We start from the raw sequence: 15,617 nt of genomic DNA, 5'->3' as shown, positions 1-15,617 counted from the left end.
TATTTATAATAAAGAGTTATGCTTCCTACCATTAGATAGATATCAAAAAATGGATAGTTGATGAGCAGTGAAACCCTAAGCCAGGTGCCGGAGTCATTGATTCTAACACTCCCCAACAGCAGTTGGGATCAGAGTGAAACAGAAAATGCCCGCGCTATTGAGGCTCTAGAACAAGGTAAAGTGCTATTTTTACCTCATCTGGCCTTTGCACTAAGTGAACAGGAGAAACAACTGCTCAACCCTGCATTGGTTGATGTTAAGCGTAAAAATATCAGCTTCAAGCCAGTGGAAGGCACGTTAACGGGTGTTATTGATGAAAGCAAAATTACCTTAACCCGTCAGTTACTTGAACGCTATTACCAACGTTGCTTAAATTTAATTAATCAACTATTGCCAGAGTATAAATCTGCCCTGCACAGCCCAACCAATAGTTTACGTTTACACCCGGTTGCGGCCTGGCGTGATAACACATCATGGCGTAAAGACGATAGCCGCCTACATGTTGATGCATTCCCTTCACGCCCCAATTATGGCGAACGTATCATCCGTATCTTCACCAATATCAACCCTCAGGGTGAACCCCGGTCATGGCGTGTTGGCGAAAATTTCACCCAGTTGGCCAGCCGTTATTTACCGCAACTGGATGACTACTCCCCTATCAGTAGTTGGCTACAAAATAAAGTGGGTATCACTAAACGCCGTCGCAGCCATTACGACCATTTGATGCTTCAGTTACACGACAAAATGAAGTCCGATTTGGATTATCAGAAGAATGGCTCACAACAAGCGATTGATTTCCCATCGGGCAGCAGTTGGATCTGTTTTTCTGATCAAACCCCCCATGCCGCAATGGGTGGGCAATATATGTTAGAACAAACTTTCCTATTGCCGGTTACCGGCATGAAACACCCTGAGCAATCCCCGTTAAAGATACTGGAATCATTGACACAGAAAGCACTAATATAATCCATACAGAGATTCCACTAATCCGCCAACTCGGCGGATTAGTGATTAAAAATATCATTGCCAAACCGCACCGGTTATATCGCGAGTAAATTAGCAAAAAAAATCATTGTTAAGCTTGATCCTCGATAAAAAATAAATATAATTTCTCACGTTATGTAAGCCAACTCCGCAATGGTTTTACTTGAGGTAAATAGATTAGCCTCATCGAGCACAATCCATATAGGGTATATTATTGCTCTGTTTGTGATTTTAGATAGCAGTTTTATTATATAGCTTATAATCATGGAATCTGATCAGATAGCGATTGGAGGTTAATATGGTTAAGGTCTATGACAGAAACAGAAACCAAATTATCCCGGGAAAACGTGTAATGGTCGCACAAACCGGTGAGATTGACGTGGCAAAAGCTATCCATGCCGACGGGCTGGCCCCAGTACAGGCCGAACGGGAAAGAGTGGTTGAATTGCAGCAAACAGGTGAACGTTATGTGCCTTTCGATTTAGTCAGACTAGGCTAATAGTCGTGAGTGCATATAATGAATAGATTTAGACATGCGACTTTCTTGGCAAAAATTGAAAAGCTAATTTATTAGCAGTGGCACTAATATGCTGGGGCACCTGTATTAAAAGGTCGCCCCATCATTTTTATATAACCTTGCTATTTATATAATTATGGCATTTAACAACACAACCATGATAGCCATAAACTATAACAATAGAGAGTGGAATCCTAGCCAATACTTATTATCATCAACTCCCAATAATATATCCGGCGGGTGTTAATGGCCGCCCGTCGGATCAGCGTTATTTAAATATGACAAGCCGGTTCAATCGCCTGAGCCACTTTCTTTTGGAAGGTCTCAAGCTGACAAAGTTTGTCCTCTCCGCTGTTTTCACAACCTTCAATCGCAACAGGAATCCTACCTGCCGGATTGTTTTTCAAATCTAGTTTCTCAGCATTTCGTAATTGCTCCATGGTTTGATAGAACATTTTCACCGCGACATAGCGTTGATGATTATCTGGGTTCTGCCATAGCTCAAAGACTAACCCTCCACCGGGCGGTGTATTATCGGGTTGCTGTGGTAGTTGCCAATTGGCACCCAACATTCCGCCAATATTGGCAATATTCGTATCATGCCCACCAAGGAAAAGAACTTTGGTTTGTGGTGATAACGGCAGTGTTTGTCCCTGAGCATCGCGCTGAAGGACGAGTGCGGTCTCGATCTGTTGCAATAATGGAGTGCCCTTATGACGAGCGATATAAGGTGTTTTGGCCATTAAATCAAATTGCGCATTATGCAACGATAATAACGAGATCCAATTTTCTTCTCCCGTTAACCGATGCCAGGCAACATCGGGCATCGCTTGTGAATTCTGTAGCAGGAAGATCTCACCCAAGGTTGATGATAGCGCCAATGGTCCACTGAGCGAGACTTTTGTCCCGGTATTATTCACCGTGATTTCATTCGCTGCAAATTGGGCAAAATCACAGGTTTTTCCTTGCTGTTGTAGTGATTTACAGTAAGGCGATGCTGCAAAGTTCAATACCTCGCCCATCTGGGCAAAGGGTTTAGCATAGCGCTGGCTCAGTTCACTTAATGGCGCACCCAGTCGCTCCTCAACAGCCTGATGGGTCTGTGTCGAATCTAACTTACACACCCCCGCATCGACCGGGTGAAATAGCGGATCCACTTTTTTCAGATCAGCCTGATAATGTACTTTCAGGCCGCACCCCGGTGCTATTCCATCAAGAAATGCCTGCCCGGTTAAACGCGTTCGTTGATCAATATCGGCCTGCGCATAGATAGCCGTATCAGTTGGGCACCCTGGCGCGAGTAACCCTTTGCTACGGAAGTAATCGCCATAGAATCCGCCCATCAATGTTACTAATTGTGCACCTCGGGGGGTTAAGTATCCTGCGGCGACCGGCCATTGCGGCCACTTGTCGGGGGTTACATCATTCATTAACTGTGTTTGTTTGGTCGGCGAGCGGACACCATGGCGGCTCAAAATAACCACGCGCTCCAATGTGTAACCGGTAGGCGGGATAGCAACCGGTGCGGCACTAATCGCGCTGCTACTTAGCATCAAGACCAGTGCGGATAATCGCAGACTATCTACTGTTACTGTCATAATTTTATATCCTTATTAAAACTACGAATACTTTTGCCTCAACGAGTATGGTCGACGATCGACGCCCCCACAATGTGCGAAAGCAATAAGCAGTAGGAGTGCTAATAAGTGCTATAGCGCAAAAAATTATGTCAATTGGCGCTAAACTTGATTCGCTTCTCAGTGTTAGAACGATAATTAGCCGATTATGTCATTAACAATATTTATATTGAAAGGAGGGAGGGTACAAATCCGCTTTATCATTCCGGCTATTGTCCGAAAAGCATTAAGCGCATAAAAGCATTTGGCACATTAGGATTGGAGAATATAGCCCGTAATCCGGCAGCTATACATACACATCATAAGGAGTCTGACATGCGGAAAACAGGCGATATCGACAGAGTCATGTCGGCCAGACAACTTCCAAACAAAGCCGTAGCACTGATTCTTGCAGGAGGCCGTGGCTCACGCCTTAAAGATCTTACGTCCGTTCGCGCGAAACCCGCAGTTCACTTTGGCGGAAAATACCGCATTATCGACTTCGCACTCTCTAACTGCCTCAATTCAGGTATTCGCCGAATCGGCGTGATAACGCAGTATCAGTCTCATACCTTGGTGCAACATATTCAGCATGGTTGGTCGTTTCTCAGTGAAGAGATGAACGAGTTTGTTGATTTGTTACCTGCACAACAGCGCCAAGGACAAGAGCACTGGTATACCGGCACCGCTGATGCCGTCTTCCAGAACCTGGATATTATCCGCCGTTATCGTTCTGAATATGTCGTGATCCTCGCCGGGGACCATATATATAAAATGGACTACTCCCGCATGCTGTTGGATCACGTGGAAAGCGGCGCTGCCTGCACCGTAGCCTGTATTGAAGTACCCAAAGAGGAAGCGAGTGCCTTCGGTGTAATGGAAGTGTCTGAAGATCTACAAGTAAAAATGTTTTGGGAAAAACCGGAGGATCCGCCAACGTTACCCGGCAAACCTGAGCGCAGCCTGGCCAGTATGGGAATTTATGTCTTTAATGCTGAGTTCCTGTTCAATTTACTGGAAAGCGATCACGCAGATAAAGGCAGTAGCCATGATTTTGGCAAAGATATTTTGCCGAAAATTACTGAACAAGGTCATGTCTGGGCGCATCCATTCTCACTGTCTTGTGTCTCAACGTCACCCGATGCCCCTGATTATTGGCGTGATGTAGGAACATTGGATGCCTACTGGCAGGCTAACCTCGATCAAGCAGCTATCACACCCGAGCTGGATATGTATGACCCTCATTGGCCAATACGTACCTATGCCGAGCCCTTACCACCGGCGAAATTTGTTCAGGATCGTTCTGGCAGTCACGGGATGACCATGAATACCTTAGTTTCCGGCGGTTGCTTTATCTCCGGTTCAGTGGTGGTCAACTCAGTGCTATTTTCCCGAGTGCGGGTCAACTCCTTCTGCAATATTGATTCTTGCGTATTGCTACCCGACGTCAATGTGGGCCGCTCTTGTCGTCTACACCGTTGTGTAATCGATCGTGCCAGTACTATCCCCGAGGGGATGGTGATTGGCGAAAATGCAGATGAAGATGCCCGTCGTTTCTATCGTTCAGAGAGTGGCATTGTATTAGTCACCCGCGAGATGCTGGCAAAGCTGTAAGGACAGAGGTGGCCTGACATGGACAAGTGAGGAATAATTTATATAATCAGACCAAACAAATCAAAAGGTCTGATTATGTCATTTACTGAATGGGTCATATTGGGTGTGGTTATTGGTTGTGCCGTTGGCGCGTTACTGAGGATTTTTGGTAAGAAGAAAGACCGCTAACCTTTTCAGTTGTCAGAATATACCCTAAATAATTCAAGTTGCAGGAAGGCGACAAGCGAGATACAAATCGGTCGGGAGCAGATTTGAACGCTGCTTGCAGCGGCCTCGCAGAGGCGAGGCCCAAGGATGGACCGAGTAACGAGCGCAGCCAGCACACATGCAGCTTGAAGTATGACGGGTATTGATAGAATAAGACGGCGCATCACTGTGCCGTCTTTTTTTGTGATAACAATCTCATTATCGATCAGAAGGTGTAACGTAACCCTAAGCGGAAACGATATTGCTCGCTGTTGTATTCATTCCAACGATCCAACCATTGCAATTCAAAATAGGGCATCCAGTGAGTGTCAATTTTATAACTGAATTTATTGGTTATTTCCCAGTGAGAACTTTTGCCATTTTTACCGTGAAAATCATTGACGCGCACAAAGTAATGAGGTTCAAAAGTATATGACAACGCATCAGTCAGTTTGAAATTCCAATAAGTAGCAAACTCATGGCTGTCATTGTGAGCATAATGACCATTGAGATCTTTTGATTCATAGTTATTGTGATTATAACGATAGCGCGCAGTCAAATTAAATACCGGTAAGAATTTGTAGTTAAAATCCATATAGACGGAACCACCCGAACCTGAGCTATTGGAGTTCACTAAGCCGCCAGGGGAAATAGTGAATTTATCTGTCGGGCGAAATAATGGATACCAACCCTCCAGTTCGTTATAGCTATGTTTGAATTGATCCATTTTCCCTGTGTTATAAGCATTCGTTAACATCAGGCCGGAACCATTATCAAAGTTATACCCACCGCGCAGGATAACTTCATGCAGCTCAGAGGCCGTATTATATGCTTCACGGGTTTCAACATAAGCTCGACCGGCAAAGGCACTGGCAGAGCAAACCAACGAGGTAATCAAGATAATTGAATTATATTTATTCATGACAAATCCCTATTGATAACAATAAATGAAGGTTTATTATTTTTCTTACATCATGAAAAATGACGAATAGTTATCATGGCTATTCCTCTGCCATAAATAACCGGTAGAGGAATAACACAATCAAAATAACAACATGCCAGTTTTTAACGTCACATCACTCTATATTTAATAGCATTTCTTATTACCACTAAAAATAGAAATCACCCCGAAGTAGCCATTTTACGTAAATTCAATTCAGCAATAATTTTAACAAAGCGCTGCTCATTGAGCTTATAAAATAGCCCCATGGTTATGGCTGCAATCATTGCCAGAGTGCAAGGGTAAATAAAAATCAATTGGCGCAACCCCTCCAATACTGATGTCGATTGGGCAACATTGGGAATATAACCAATCTGAGTGAGCATGATACCGGGCAGAAATCCAGCCAGTGCGGCAGAAATTTTTCGTGAGAAGGTATAGCCGGTATACACCGACCCTTCTGCGCGAATCCCTGTTTTCCATTCACCATAATCCACCGTATCGGAGACTAATGCCCAGTTCAGGCTGTTGACAAATGCAGTACCGAAAAAGGCCATACAGGAGAATGCAACAAAGCTGACCGAACTGGTGCCCCAGATATAATTCAGTACATCCCCCATGCCCCATAACATTAAGCCACTAAGGTAGACGGTTTTCTTGCCGAAATACTTCACCGCCGTGGGGACCAGCAATACACCAATCAAAATACAGCCCATACTGAAAAAGCCCATATAGGACAGTAAATGAATATCCTGCAATACGTACTGAGTGTAATAAACCTGAATCGCCAGTTTGATATTGAATGCTGCCAACGTGCACAAATTGGCAATACATAACACTAATAGCGGCGGGTTCTTAAAGATGGCGCAAAATGATTTAAAAATACCCGGTTTATGGTGTACCGATACCGGTTCCACATAGCGTTCTTTGACACCGGAATAACACCACCACATGCAGACCAGGCCGAACGTGACAAATATTAGCGCTGCAACCAGATAGCCTATCTCAGGTGAGGACGTAAACAGCAGTTGAATTGGCATAAAAGCTACCGTGCACAGTAATAGCCCTACCGTCGCCCCACCCTGTCGCCAGGCTGCCAGGTGCGCGCGCTCATTTGGGTTTTTGGTCATTGCCGGGACCATCGCACCATAAGAGCAATTCATCAAACTGTAGAATAAACCGAATAACATAAACAGCACTGTTGCCAATACCGTTTTGATATTTAGACTAAAACCGGTATTGAGAAAGTTCGCGACAGCCAGCAATGCCACAGGTAATGAGGCATACAGAATAAATGGCCGGAACTTCCCTTTCACACCAATGTGACGGCGAGAATCTAATAGTACGCCGGTAAACATATCGGTAAAGGCGGTAAAGAACTTGGCAATCAAAAAAATCACGCCACCGTAAATAGCCGGGAGCCCCAGAATATCGGTATAAAACTTCAGTAAATAAAGTGTCCCGATGCACAGCATCAGGTTAGAACCAAAATCGCCCATTCCATAAGCTATTTTTTCCCGCAGCGGTAATCGAAGTGTTACGGGATCCTGGTAAGTTGAATTCGGCATCTGACAGGTCCTTTTTATTTTTTAACCCGCTTACCTCCGGTTAAATCTCACTCGCACCGGATCCTGCCATAAGCGGGTTGTAGGGTTTTGGTGGTGTTAATTCATCTGATTAAACAGATCAAGGCTAGATTGCCGGACTGACATCGCGTTTGCGCTCTTCCAGCTCGGTGACAATCTTGATGTAATTTTTCTCGGTCAGATGGTAGAACAACCCCATAGTCAGTGCGGTAAGTATCGCCAACCCGCATGGGTACAAGAAGATAAGCTGCGTTAGCCCCTCCAGCGTTCTTTCTCCCTGTGCCACGTTAGGCACATAGCCGATATACGCCAGCATGACACCGGGGAAGAAGCCTGCTAACCCTTGGGAAATCTTACGGAAGAAGGTGAAACCGGTGTATACCGTCCCCTCTGAGCGCACGCCGGTTTTCCACTCACCATATTCCACCGTGTCAGAAACCAGCGCCCAGTTCAGGCTGTTCACAAAAGCAGTGCCGAAGAAAGCCAGACAAGAGAACAGGACAAATAAAGTCGAGGTGCTGCCCCACATGTAGTTCATGGCATCCCCCAAGATCCACAAGCTCAGCCCACCCAAATAGACGTTTTTCTTACCAAAGCGTTTCACCACCGTCGGTACCAGCAGCACCCCCAGTAAGATGCACCCCATACTGAAGAACCCCATATATGACAGTAACGTGACATCGTTGAGTACGTATTGGGTGTAATAGATCTGAATCGCTAGTTTTATATTGAAACCAGCCAAGGTGCACAGATTAGCAATACAGAGGACAAACAACGGCTTATTGCCAGTAATGGCTTTGAATGATTGCAACAGACCAGGTTTGGCTGCTCCCGGCTTTGGCAGTTCGACATAACGTTCTTTAACGCCGGAATAACACCACCACATGCACAGCATGCCGACAAAAGCGAAGATGGATGCAGCCACCAGATAACCGGTCTGCGCCTGCCCTTCAAATAGCGACAAGATGGGCACAAAACCGACGGTACACAATAGTAGTCCGACGGTTGCCCCCCCCTGACGCCATGCGGCAAGCTGAGCTCGCTCTTGTGGGTTTTTGGTCATGGCGGGAACCATTGCACCGTATGAGCAGTTCATCATGCTAAAGAACAGGCCAAAGCTCATAAAGATCAACGTGGCCGTGATGGTTTTACCGGTAATACTAAATGAGGTACCAATAAAGTTAGCCACCACCAGCAAGGCCACCGGCATCGATGCATAGAGGATAAAGGGGCGGAACTTACCCTTTGGCCCGATATTGCGGCGGTTATCCAGCATGACACCGGTACCAATATCGGTGAATGCAGTAAAGAAACGCGAGATTAGAAAGATTAATCCTCCCCAAGCGGCGGGGATTTCCAACACATCCGTATAAAACTTAAGCAAGTACAATGTACCCACACACAACAGTAGGTTTGAACCCACATCGCCAATCCCGTAGGAGAATTTCTCGCGCAGCGGCAGTGTCAATTTTACTGGATCTTGATGTATTTCACTCATGTCACTCTCCTGAGAGGCCCGCCACCCGCGGGCCTCTGCCTGTGTTATAACGCCCGTAATGATGCAAACAATTCAGCCCATTCACTGCCCGCCCGGTAGAACACCGGCGGTTGTCCCATTGGTGCCGCGACAGTTACATCAGCCCCGCCACAGTGTGATTCACCGGTCCACAGATTGATCCAGTTGTCTGATGGCAAATAGAGTGACCAATCGGTGCGCCCCTCTTCATATACCGGTGCAACTAACAGATCACGGCCAAACAGATACTGGTATTTCAGGCCATAGGTGTGAGCATCATTCTCGTAATGCAGGAACAGTGGGCGCATTACCGGCAAGCCAGATTGTGAGTTAAGCGCCACGGCTTGTTTGATATACGGCTTCAGCGTGGTAAAGACTTGGGTCATCCGGGCAAACTGACGGATAGTCTCGACATCGCTATCAAACTGCCAGTTATCATCCGGGCGGTTACCTTCATGAGTACGCATCAGTGGGGTAAAGGCGCAGAATTCACACCAGCGCATCAACAACTCTTTACTGCGTTTCATCTCAAATAACGTGGTGTAACCACCAATATCGCTGTGATGCAAACCATGACCGGTCATTGCCAGTGATAACGCCGCAGGTATAACAGATGCCAACCCATCATCCAGACTCCAATCCACGTTCTGGTCACCAGCCCACATCATCACCGAGTATTTTTGGCTACCGGTATAACCGGCCCGCATAAAGAACAATATTTCGCCTAATTTGCCGGTTTCGGCCAGGGCGTCGTAGTTACATTTGGCCCACAGCGCGGGCCAGGCGTTATGCATGATTTCAGCATCGACACCATTGTCCATCACGGTGTCGGTCGGCAAGTATTCGCCAAAGTCGGCCATCCAGCCATCAAGGCCAAACGCGATCAGATTCTTTTTAATCACTTCCTTATACCAGTCGTAGGCCGCCGGTTTGGTCAGATCAACCACCCCGGCATAGAACTCACCAAACTCCACCTGGTAGTCATTGCCGCTGTAGTCTTTGGTCAGATAGCCCTTCTCTGCCGCTTCGGCATACAGCTCTTTTTCAATCGCCACATAGGGATTGATATAGCCGAGGAAGCGCACACCTTCTTTCTTCCATTGCACAATCCGTTTATCCAGCTCAGGATAGAGGTCGCTGTCCCAGCGCCAGTTCCACATCAGGCGTTTACCAAAAGATGTTATGCGACGGCCCTCCCAGTCCTGCGCCCAAATACCGCTGACTTTCACCCCATGCTCACGCATCACCTCCAGCTTTTGCTGGCACACCTCGGTCCCGCCCTGAATCCCCAGAATCACGCCGTCATATACCCAATCCGGTAACTCAGGCTGGCGGCCTAATAATGCGGTCAATTGCTCCAACAGACCGATATAACTGTCAGCACAGTCAAACCGTAGCACCGCTACGTCTTGCCAAATCGCCAGTTCGTGATAGTCAGGGGCTGAAAAATCGAAATTCATATAGCAACTGTTATCAACGTGACAGTAGTATTTTTGGCTGCTAACAAAAGTGGGCTGCGGGAAGAAGGTCCAGTAATAGTCACCGCCCGCGTTCTCTTTACAGTCGGCCTGCCAGGTAACATAACTTTGCTTGTTGCGCCCCACCCCCTGCTCGCTGGTCCACAGTGGGAATGGCTTGCCACGGAGATCGAAATAGGAGAACTGTTCACCACAGCCGTAGATATGGTCCTCCGATTGCGCGGCGAGCCGTAGCCACATTCGGTTATTCTCTTTATCACCATTGCGCAGGGACATCTCCAACCGTCCGGCCGCGTCGTAGGTAATATGTAATGTGGCTTGGGCTACCTCTCCCCGGCTAAAATGAATCTCCCACCCCTGCTGTTGTGGGATGATAACCGCATCGGTCAATGCCAGTTTTTCACTCAAGCAATCTTTGATACTGAAATTGCCACGGAACATATCGATGTCCGCTTTACCCCGGCCAATCCACAGGCACGGCGTTTGTGCGCTGTGTTGCAGTAACAAACGTTGTTGGAATGAAAGAGTGAAACCGCCATCGTGCTCAACCAATACCACTCCCGGCAGGTTGCCCGCTTGATAAGTCATAATAAAAATCCCCAAAAAGTATAAATACTGTTGATTTAGTTAGGGTTCTTAACATTCATCAGAACCCCTATTATCAGAATGGTTGCCCTATCAGGTCAGCTCAATCACCTCAAGGTTGAGTAAACGAGCCACCTTGCGCAGCAGCGGGCGATGCTCGCCATAGACCAGCGAGGTATGATGTTCCATTCCGGCATCCAGTAGCCGTTGACGATAGCTATCAGCATCGATATCCAGTTTTGCCGTCCCGGCAGTGCCAGAGAATGCCAGCGGAGCTTTGATCATCTCGCCGCCTGCCAGCATCAGACGCAACTTGCCTTCACCCTGCGTAATACGGCATAGGGTGATGCGGCCTGGTTTAAGGGCAAACTCGGATAGCAGGGGTAACTTGCGGTTGGAGTGGATGGTGGCTTGCACCGGCCCGTCGCGATCAGCCATTTCAATCGGTGCCTGACCACAATGCCAGAACACCACACTGTTGCTCACCGGGTCGATATCGACCAAGTCGGTATTGAACGCGGCACTACCAGAGGCCCACTGCGCCATTAATGACGAGAGCACACCGAACATGTCAGCCTCGCAGCCACATGGAACGAGGTCTTCATTCATCAGCGCCAATGCGCCACAGGCAGCGCACCCATAATCGGTAAAAAAGTCTGGCCAGCAGCGCACCGCAATACCGGAGTAACCCTGCTGTTGTGCTTTCTCACGCAACGCTGAGTAGACTTTCAGCGTTTTACAGGTCGCACTTTGGTCCATTTCCGCCAAATTCGGGAAATCTTTAGCGCGGCGCTGATAGGGTGCATCGGCGGCACTGTCCGGTAGCGCTTTTACTTCATCGATAAATTCCAACACGGGTTGGCGATCAACGCTGACACCAAAGTGTTGTGTCAGTTGTTGTTGGTTGTAGTTACAAGCATCGAACCCCAGTGGATGTTCGCCTATTACCATCACTTTGGCGCACTTAAAGCGATTGACGATCGCGGCAGCCTGCGCCAATTGTTGTAGCTCGCTGACCACATGGGCATCATCCGGCAGTCCATGAACAGTCTGGACCTTGATATTTTCGCGGCTCAATGCATGGCAGGCCAAATTAACCCCGCAGAAGGAGTTGAGCCGTAAACGACCACCGGTACGAGCCTCCGGGAAGGACCACATAGCTGTTGGGACCGGGAAGTCACGCACCACTTCACAGGTCAGCGAAGCATCGGTAAACGTCACCTGTAAAATTAGCAGTAAATCAAGATTGGCCTGCTTCAGCGCGGGCAACGCTTGTAACGCAGACTCGGCATCAAACTGTAATGCCGGTTCCCCAATCAACTCGATATCCATTGCTCTCAGGGTATTCCACGCCTGCGCCAGCATTTCCTGCGCATACGGCACATCAAAAGTACTACGGCCCAAGGCCAACACGCCCACTTTTGCTTTTTTATTCATCATATTGCTTCCAGTGAATTTAATGACTTATCGGTTGGCGCAGCTCAAGCGACAACACTGAAACGGTGTTCGGTGTAGCTAGAATAATTTTGATTTGGTCGCAGAATGACATCGGGGAAGTGCCCCTGATGAATGCTGTCAGGGAAGGCCTGTGTCTCGAGACATATTCCTGAAAATGCCTGATAGCGATGCCCCGCTTTGCCATTCCATACCTTGTTAGAAAGCTTGAATGCGTTATAAAACTGAATACCTGGCAGGGTGGTATGAACCGCCATCACCCGACCTGAATGTGGGCAAATCAGCGTGGCCGCCGGTTGCAGAGTGGTGCTATTTTTCTGCGATAAATCGTTTTTTTTCAGCACATAGTTGATGTCAAAATCCTGCGCTGGCCGCTGTTGCATCGCATCACCCAAGCGGCGGGCATTACGAAAGTCAAATGCAGTGCCTGCAACACGGACAATCTCGCCGGTCGGTAGCATGCTGCTTTCATCCACTGGCGTGATAAAGTCAGCGTCAATTTTCAGTTGCTGGTCGTGAATTAAATGAGTGTGACCGCGCAGATTGTAATGGCTGTGATTCACCAGATTGACGATGGTTGCCTTATCGGTTTGCGCCTCGAAACTGAAGGTCATGACATTGTCATCCGTCAGGCCGATACGGTGGCGCACCTGTAAATTCCCCGGATATCCCTCTTCACCATCGGGCGACGTGCGGCTAAAAATAATACCATCGCCCTCTTCCTGCGCCTGCCAGACATACTTATCAAAGCCACGCTGGCCTCCGTGCAAATGCTGCCCGGTCGGCAGTTCATTGGTTGCCAGCAGATACTCTTGCCCGTCAATGTTAAAGCGCCCACCCGCAATGCGATTGGCACAGCGACCGGCAATGGCACCAAAGAACGGATGACCGGCCTGATAGGAGGTCAAATCATCAAACCCCATCACCACATCCTCCAGTTGCCCGTGGCGGTCTGGCGCCCAAAGTTGGGTGATGATACAACCGTAGTCGGTCACGCAGAGCCGCATACCATTGCGGTTAGTTAGTGTAAACAGCGAAACTTCCTGCCCCTGATGCTCGCCAAATTGCTGGCGTTGAATTGTCGTCATACACTCAACCTCGTATTTCGTACGGCTTTGGTCGCCTGCCCGTTCAAGTGCAAAACACCATGCCGTACGATAGATAGAAAGGATTAGCCAGCAAAAGCAGCGGCTTTCCCCTGGCTGCCAAACAAGCGGATTTTTTCAATCACTTTTTGTTTCATCACATCACGCCCGTGGCCCAGCGAAACCGCCAAGACATACTCCTCTGGTGATTGATTCAATACTTCGCTAACCCCTTGGGTAAAGGCCTGACGCAGTTCGGTATCGACATTGACCTTGGCAACCCCCAAGGTAATCGCGCGGCGAATTTGCTCATCCGGCACCCCAGAGCCGCCATGCAATACGATAGGTTTCTTGACGATTTCGCGGATTTCTTGCAGGCGCTTAAATGCCAGTTTCGGCTCTTGCTTATACATCCCGTGAGCGGTACCAATCGATACCGCCAGATAATCAACGGTGGTCAGTTCGGCGAACTGTAGCGCTTCATCGCAACCGGTGATCAGGGCATCTTTTTCGTCAACTGAGATATCATCTTCAGTACCACCGATTTTACCAATTTCACCCTCAACGCCGATATTCAAGGCATGAGCGACATCTGCCACCGCGCGGGTAATACGCACATTTTCATCGAATGGCAGGTGAGAGCCATCGAACATCACCGACTGGAAACCGGCCTGAACTGCCGCCATGGTCTGCTCAAAACTACGGCTGTGATCCAGATGGATACAGACCGGTACCGTAATGTCATGCATAAAGGCATCAACCATTTCTTTCATGGGTTTTAACCCCATGACGCTAATCACTTTCTGCCCAATTTGCAGCATGATGGGCGCCTGCTCCTCTTCGGCAGCCAGCAAGATCGCGCGGATTGTTTCAGCATTGTGGGCACTAAAAGCGCCGATGGCATAGCCATGCTGCCATGCGTGTTGAATTAAGGTATTACCGGATACATAAGACATTTTCTCTCCCTCTGCGTGCTGATAACAGCCGCTTTAAAAACCATCAATTAATCGGAAATCATTCGGTTGTTGGCAGACCAGACTGACTGCGAACCTGTTGTAAAATGGCACTCCAATCCTGGCGCCCGCGCCCGCAGGCTCTGGCCTGACTGTAAACCTCGCGGGAAGCAGCCCCCATCGGCATGGTGACGTGCAATTGGTTAGCCACATCAAGAGCGATACCTAAATCTTTATGTGCTAAATCAATCATGAACGCTGGCGTTAAATCTCCCTTCAGCACCTTATTTGGCCACGTGGTAGTGAAATGCCCTTTACCCGCCGGAGTGCCACTCATCACTTGCAGTGCGACATCGAAAGACAGTCCCAGTGCTTCGCATAGTACGGCGGCCTCCGCCGACAACGCATTGAGCGCAATACTCATGTAGTTGTTGATAAGCTTCACGCGGATCCCCATCCCCGGCCCGCCCGCATTGATAAGTTCAGATCCCATTGCCATCAGTAATGGCGTTGCCCGCTCAACCTGCGCTTGCGTTCCCCCCGCCAGTATCAATAAGGTGCCGACCTGTGCATGGTCAGAGGTACGCCCCACCGGCGCATCCATAAAGCCATACCCTTTGGCCTGCATCTGTTGCGCCAAACGGTCAGTCTGTAACGGATGGATAGTGGACATATCAATCACCAGTGCATCTGGTGACAAGCGGCTACAAACGCCGTCGTTGCCGAACAGCACGTCATGCACCAGTTCTCCGTTAGGGAGCATGGTGATAACAAACTCTGCTCCTTCGGCGGCCTGCCCTGCGTTACCACATGGCGTGGCACCCAGCGCAGCCAACGCCGCTACCGCGCCGGGGTTGGTATCGAAAACATGCAATTGATGCCCGTGTTTAATGAGGTTACGCGCCATGGGCGATCCCATTTGCCCTAACCCGATGAATGCTACCTGTGCCATTATTCTCTCCTGTCACCTGATGTCATTTTTCGTCACTTGATTGGAATATTTTGTCTTCTTTTGATCGTATTTGTAATTTATGGTCAAAAAATTGACATCCGTCACTCTTTTAACATTTGAACGAATTAAAATGGTCACATCGTGATCAAC

12 protein-coding genes are annotated in these 15,617 nt (G+C 48.2%); 3 read left to right on the top strand and 9 right to left on the bottom strand.

The annotated features are described in order from the left end of the window. Window positions 1-60: 60 nt before the first annotated feature. Window positions 61-966, top strand: a complete 906-nt coding sequence (gene kdoO, locus ACWJJO_RS08900) for a Kdo hydroxylase KdoO (protein ID WP_372569009.1) — start codon at window positions 61-63, stop codon at window positions 964-966. A 316-nt stretch (window positions 967-1,282) separates the two neighbouring features. Further along, window positions 1,283-1,483, top strand: a complete 201-nt coding sequence (ydfZ, locus tag ACWJJO_RS08895; RefSeq protein ID WP_050084375.1) for a putative selenium delivery protein YdfZ — start codon at window positions 1,283-1,285, stop codon at window positions 1,481-1,483. A gap of 290 nt (window positions 1,484-1,773) precedes the next feature. Here the strand turns inward: ydfZ and ACWJJO_RS08890 are convergent, their stop codons facing one another. Next, complete coding sequence (locus ACWJJO_RS08890; protein WP_442821032.1) at window positions 1,774-3,099, bottom strand: AppA family phytase/histidine-type acid phosphatase; 1,326 nt, start codon at window positions 3,097-3,099, stop codon at window positions 1,774-1,776. Window positions 3,100-3,453: 354 nt separating this feature from the next. Between ACWJJO_RS08890 and glgC the strand changes: the two genes are divergently transcribed. Next, entirely contained in the window at window positions 3,454-4,731 is a 1,278-nt protein-coding gene (gene glgC, locus ACWJJO_RS08885; protein WP_083159188.1) for a glucose-1-phosphate adenylyltransferase, read from the top strand. Window positions 4,732-5,143: 412 nt separating this feature from the next. Here the strand turns inward: glgC and ompL are convergent, their stop codons facing one another. The 8 genes from ompL to yihU all read right to left on the bottom strand — a co-directional run bounded on the left by ompL (window position 5,144) and on the right by yihU (window position 15,467). After that, a complete protein-coding gene (gene ompL, locus ACWJJO_RS08880) occupies window positions 5,144-5,839 on the bottom strand; it encodes a porin OmpL (RefSeq protein WP_083159189.1) in 696 nt (231 codons plus the stop codon). A 200-nt stretch (window positions 5,840-6,039) separates the two neighbouring features. Beyond that, complete coding sequence (locus ACWJJO_RS08875) at window positions 6,040-7,425, bottom strand: MFS transporter (RefSeq protein ID WP_083159190.1); 1,386 nt, start codon at window positions 7,423-7,425, stop codon at window positions 6,040-6,042. A gap of 124 nt (window positions 7,426-7,549) precedes the next feature. Beyond that, window positions 7,550-8,941, bottom strand: coding sequence for an MFS transporter (locus tag ACWJJO_RS08870; RefSeq protein ID WP_083159191.1), 1,392 nt, complete (start codon window positions 8,939-8,941; stop codon window positions 7,550-7,552). A gap of 44 nt (window positions 8,942-8,985) precedes the next feature. Beyond that, the gene (locus ACWJJO_RS08865; protein ID WP_481090929.1) at window positions 8,986-11,025 is read right to left on the bottom strand and encodes an alpha-glucosidase; all 2,040 of its coding nucleotides are present in this window, start codon (window positions 11,023-11,025) and stop codon (window positions 8,986-8,988) included. Between the two features lie 90 nt (window positions 11,026-11,115). After that, the gene (locus ACWJJO_RS08860; RefSeq protein WP_227746540.1) at window positions 11,116-12,462 is read right to left on the bottom strand and encodes an L-fucose/L-arabinose isomerase family protein; all 1,347 of its coding nucleotides are present in this window, start codon (window positions 12,460-12,462) and stop codon (window positions 11,116-11,118) included. A 41-nt stretch (window positions 12,463-12,503) separates the two neighbouring features. Beyond that, window positions 12,504-13,565, bottom strand: coding sequence for an aldose epimerase family protein (locus ACWJJO_RS08855; RefSeq protein ID WP_420073342.1), 1,062 nt, complete (start codon window positions 13,563-13,565; stop codon window positions 12,504-12,506). 83 nt (window positions 13,566-13,648) lie between these two features. Further along, a complete protein-coding gene (locus tag ACWJJO_RS08850; protein WP_083159194.1) occupies window positions 13,649-14,518 on the bottom strand; it encodes a class II fructose-bisphosphate aldolase in 870 nt (289 codons plus the stop codon). Window positions 14,519-14,576: 58 nt separating this feature from the next. Continuing rightward, window positions 14,577-15,467, bottom strand: a complete 891-nt coding sequence (gene yihU / locus ACWJJO_RS08845) for a sulfolactaldehyde 3-reductase (RefSeq protein ID WP_481090928.1) — start codon at window positions 15,465-15,467, stop codon at window positions 14,577-14,579. Window positions 15,468-15,617: the final 150 nt, after the last annotated feature.

This window comes from Yersinia antarctica (assembly GCF_056636475.1).
This window is presented reverse-complemented; position numbering and strand designations above follow the sequence as displayed.

What these genes read in the sequence shown, in the direction of transcription:
- kdoO (WP_372569009.1), top strand. Translation starts at nt 61, where the DNA reads ATGAGCAGTGAAACCCTAAGCCAGGTGCCGGAGTCATTGATTCTAACA.
- ydfZ (WP_050084375.1), top strand. Translation starts at nt 1,283, where the DNA reads ATGGTTAAGGTCTATGACAGAAACAGAAACCAAATTATCCCGGGAAAA.
- ACWJJO_RS08890 (WP_442821032.1), bottom strand. Translation starts at nt 3,099, where the DNA reads ATGACAGTAACAGTAGATAGTCTGCGATTATCCGCACTGGTCTTGATG.
- glgC (WP_083159188.1), top strand. Translation starts at nt 3,454, where the DNA reads ATGCGGAAAACAGGCGATATCGACAGAGTCATGTCGGCCAGACAACTT.
- ompL (WP_083159189.1), bottom strand. Translation starts at nt 5,839, where the DNA reads ATGAATAAATATAATTCAATTATCTTGATTACCTCGTTGGTTTGCTCT.
- ACWJJO_RS08875 (WP_083159190.1), bottom strand. Translation starts at nt 7,425, where the DNA reads ATGCCGAATTCAACTTACCAGGATCCCGTAACACTTCGATTACCGCTG.
- ACWJJO_RS08870 (WP_083159191.1), bottom strand. Translation starts at nt 8,941, where the DNA reads ATGAGTGAAATACATCAAGATCCAGTAAAATTGACACTGCCGCTGCGC.
- ACWJJO_RS08865 (WP_481090929.1), bottom strand. Translation starts at nt 11,025, where the DNA reads ATGACTTATCAAGCGGGCAACCTGCCGGGAGTGGTATTGGTTGAGCAC.
- ACWJJO_RS08860 (WP_227746540.1), bottom strand. Translation starts at nt 12,462, where the DNA reads ATGATGAATAAAAAAGCAAAAGTGGGCGTGTTGGCCTTGGGCCGTAGT.
- ACWJJO_RS08855 (WP_420073342.1), bottom strand. Translation starts at nt 13,565, where the DNA reads ATGACGACAATTCAACGCCAGCAATTTGGCGAGCATCAGGGGCAGGAA.
- ACWJJO_RS08850 (WP_083159194.1), bottom strand. Translation starts at nt 14,518, where the DNA reads ATGTCTTATGTATCCGGTAATACCTTAATTCAACACGCATGGCAGCAT.
- yihU (WP_481090928.1), bottom strand. Translation starts at nt 15,467, where the DNA reads ATGGCACAGGTAGCATTCATCGGGTTAGGGCAAATGGGATCGCCCATG.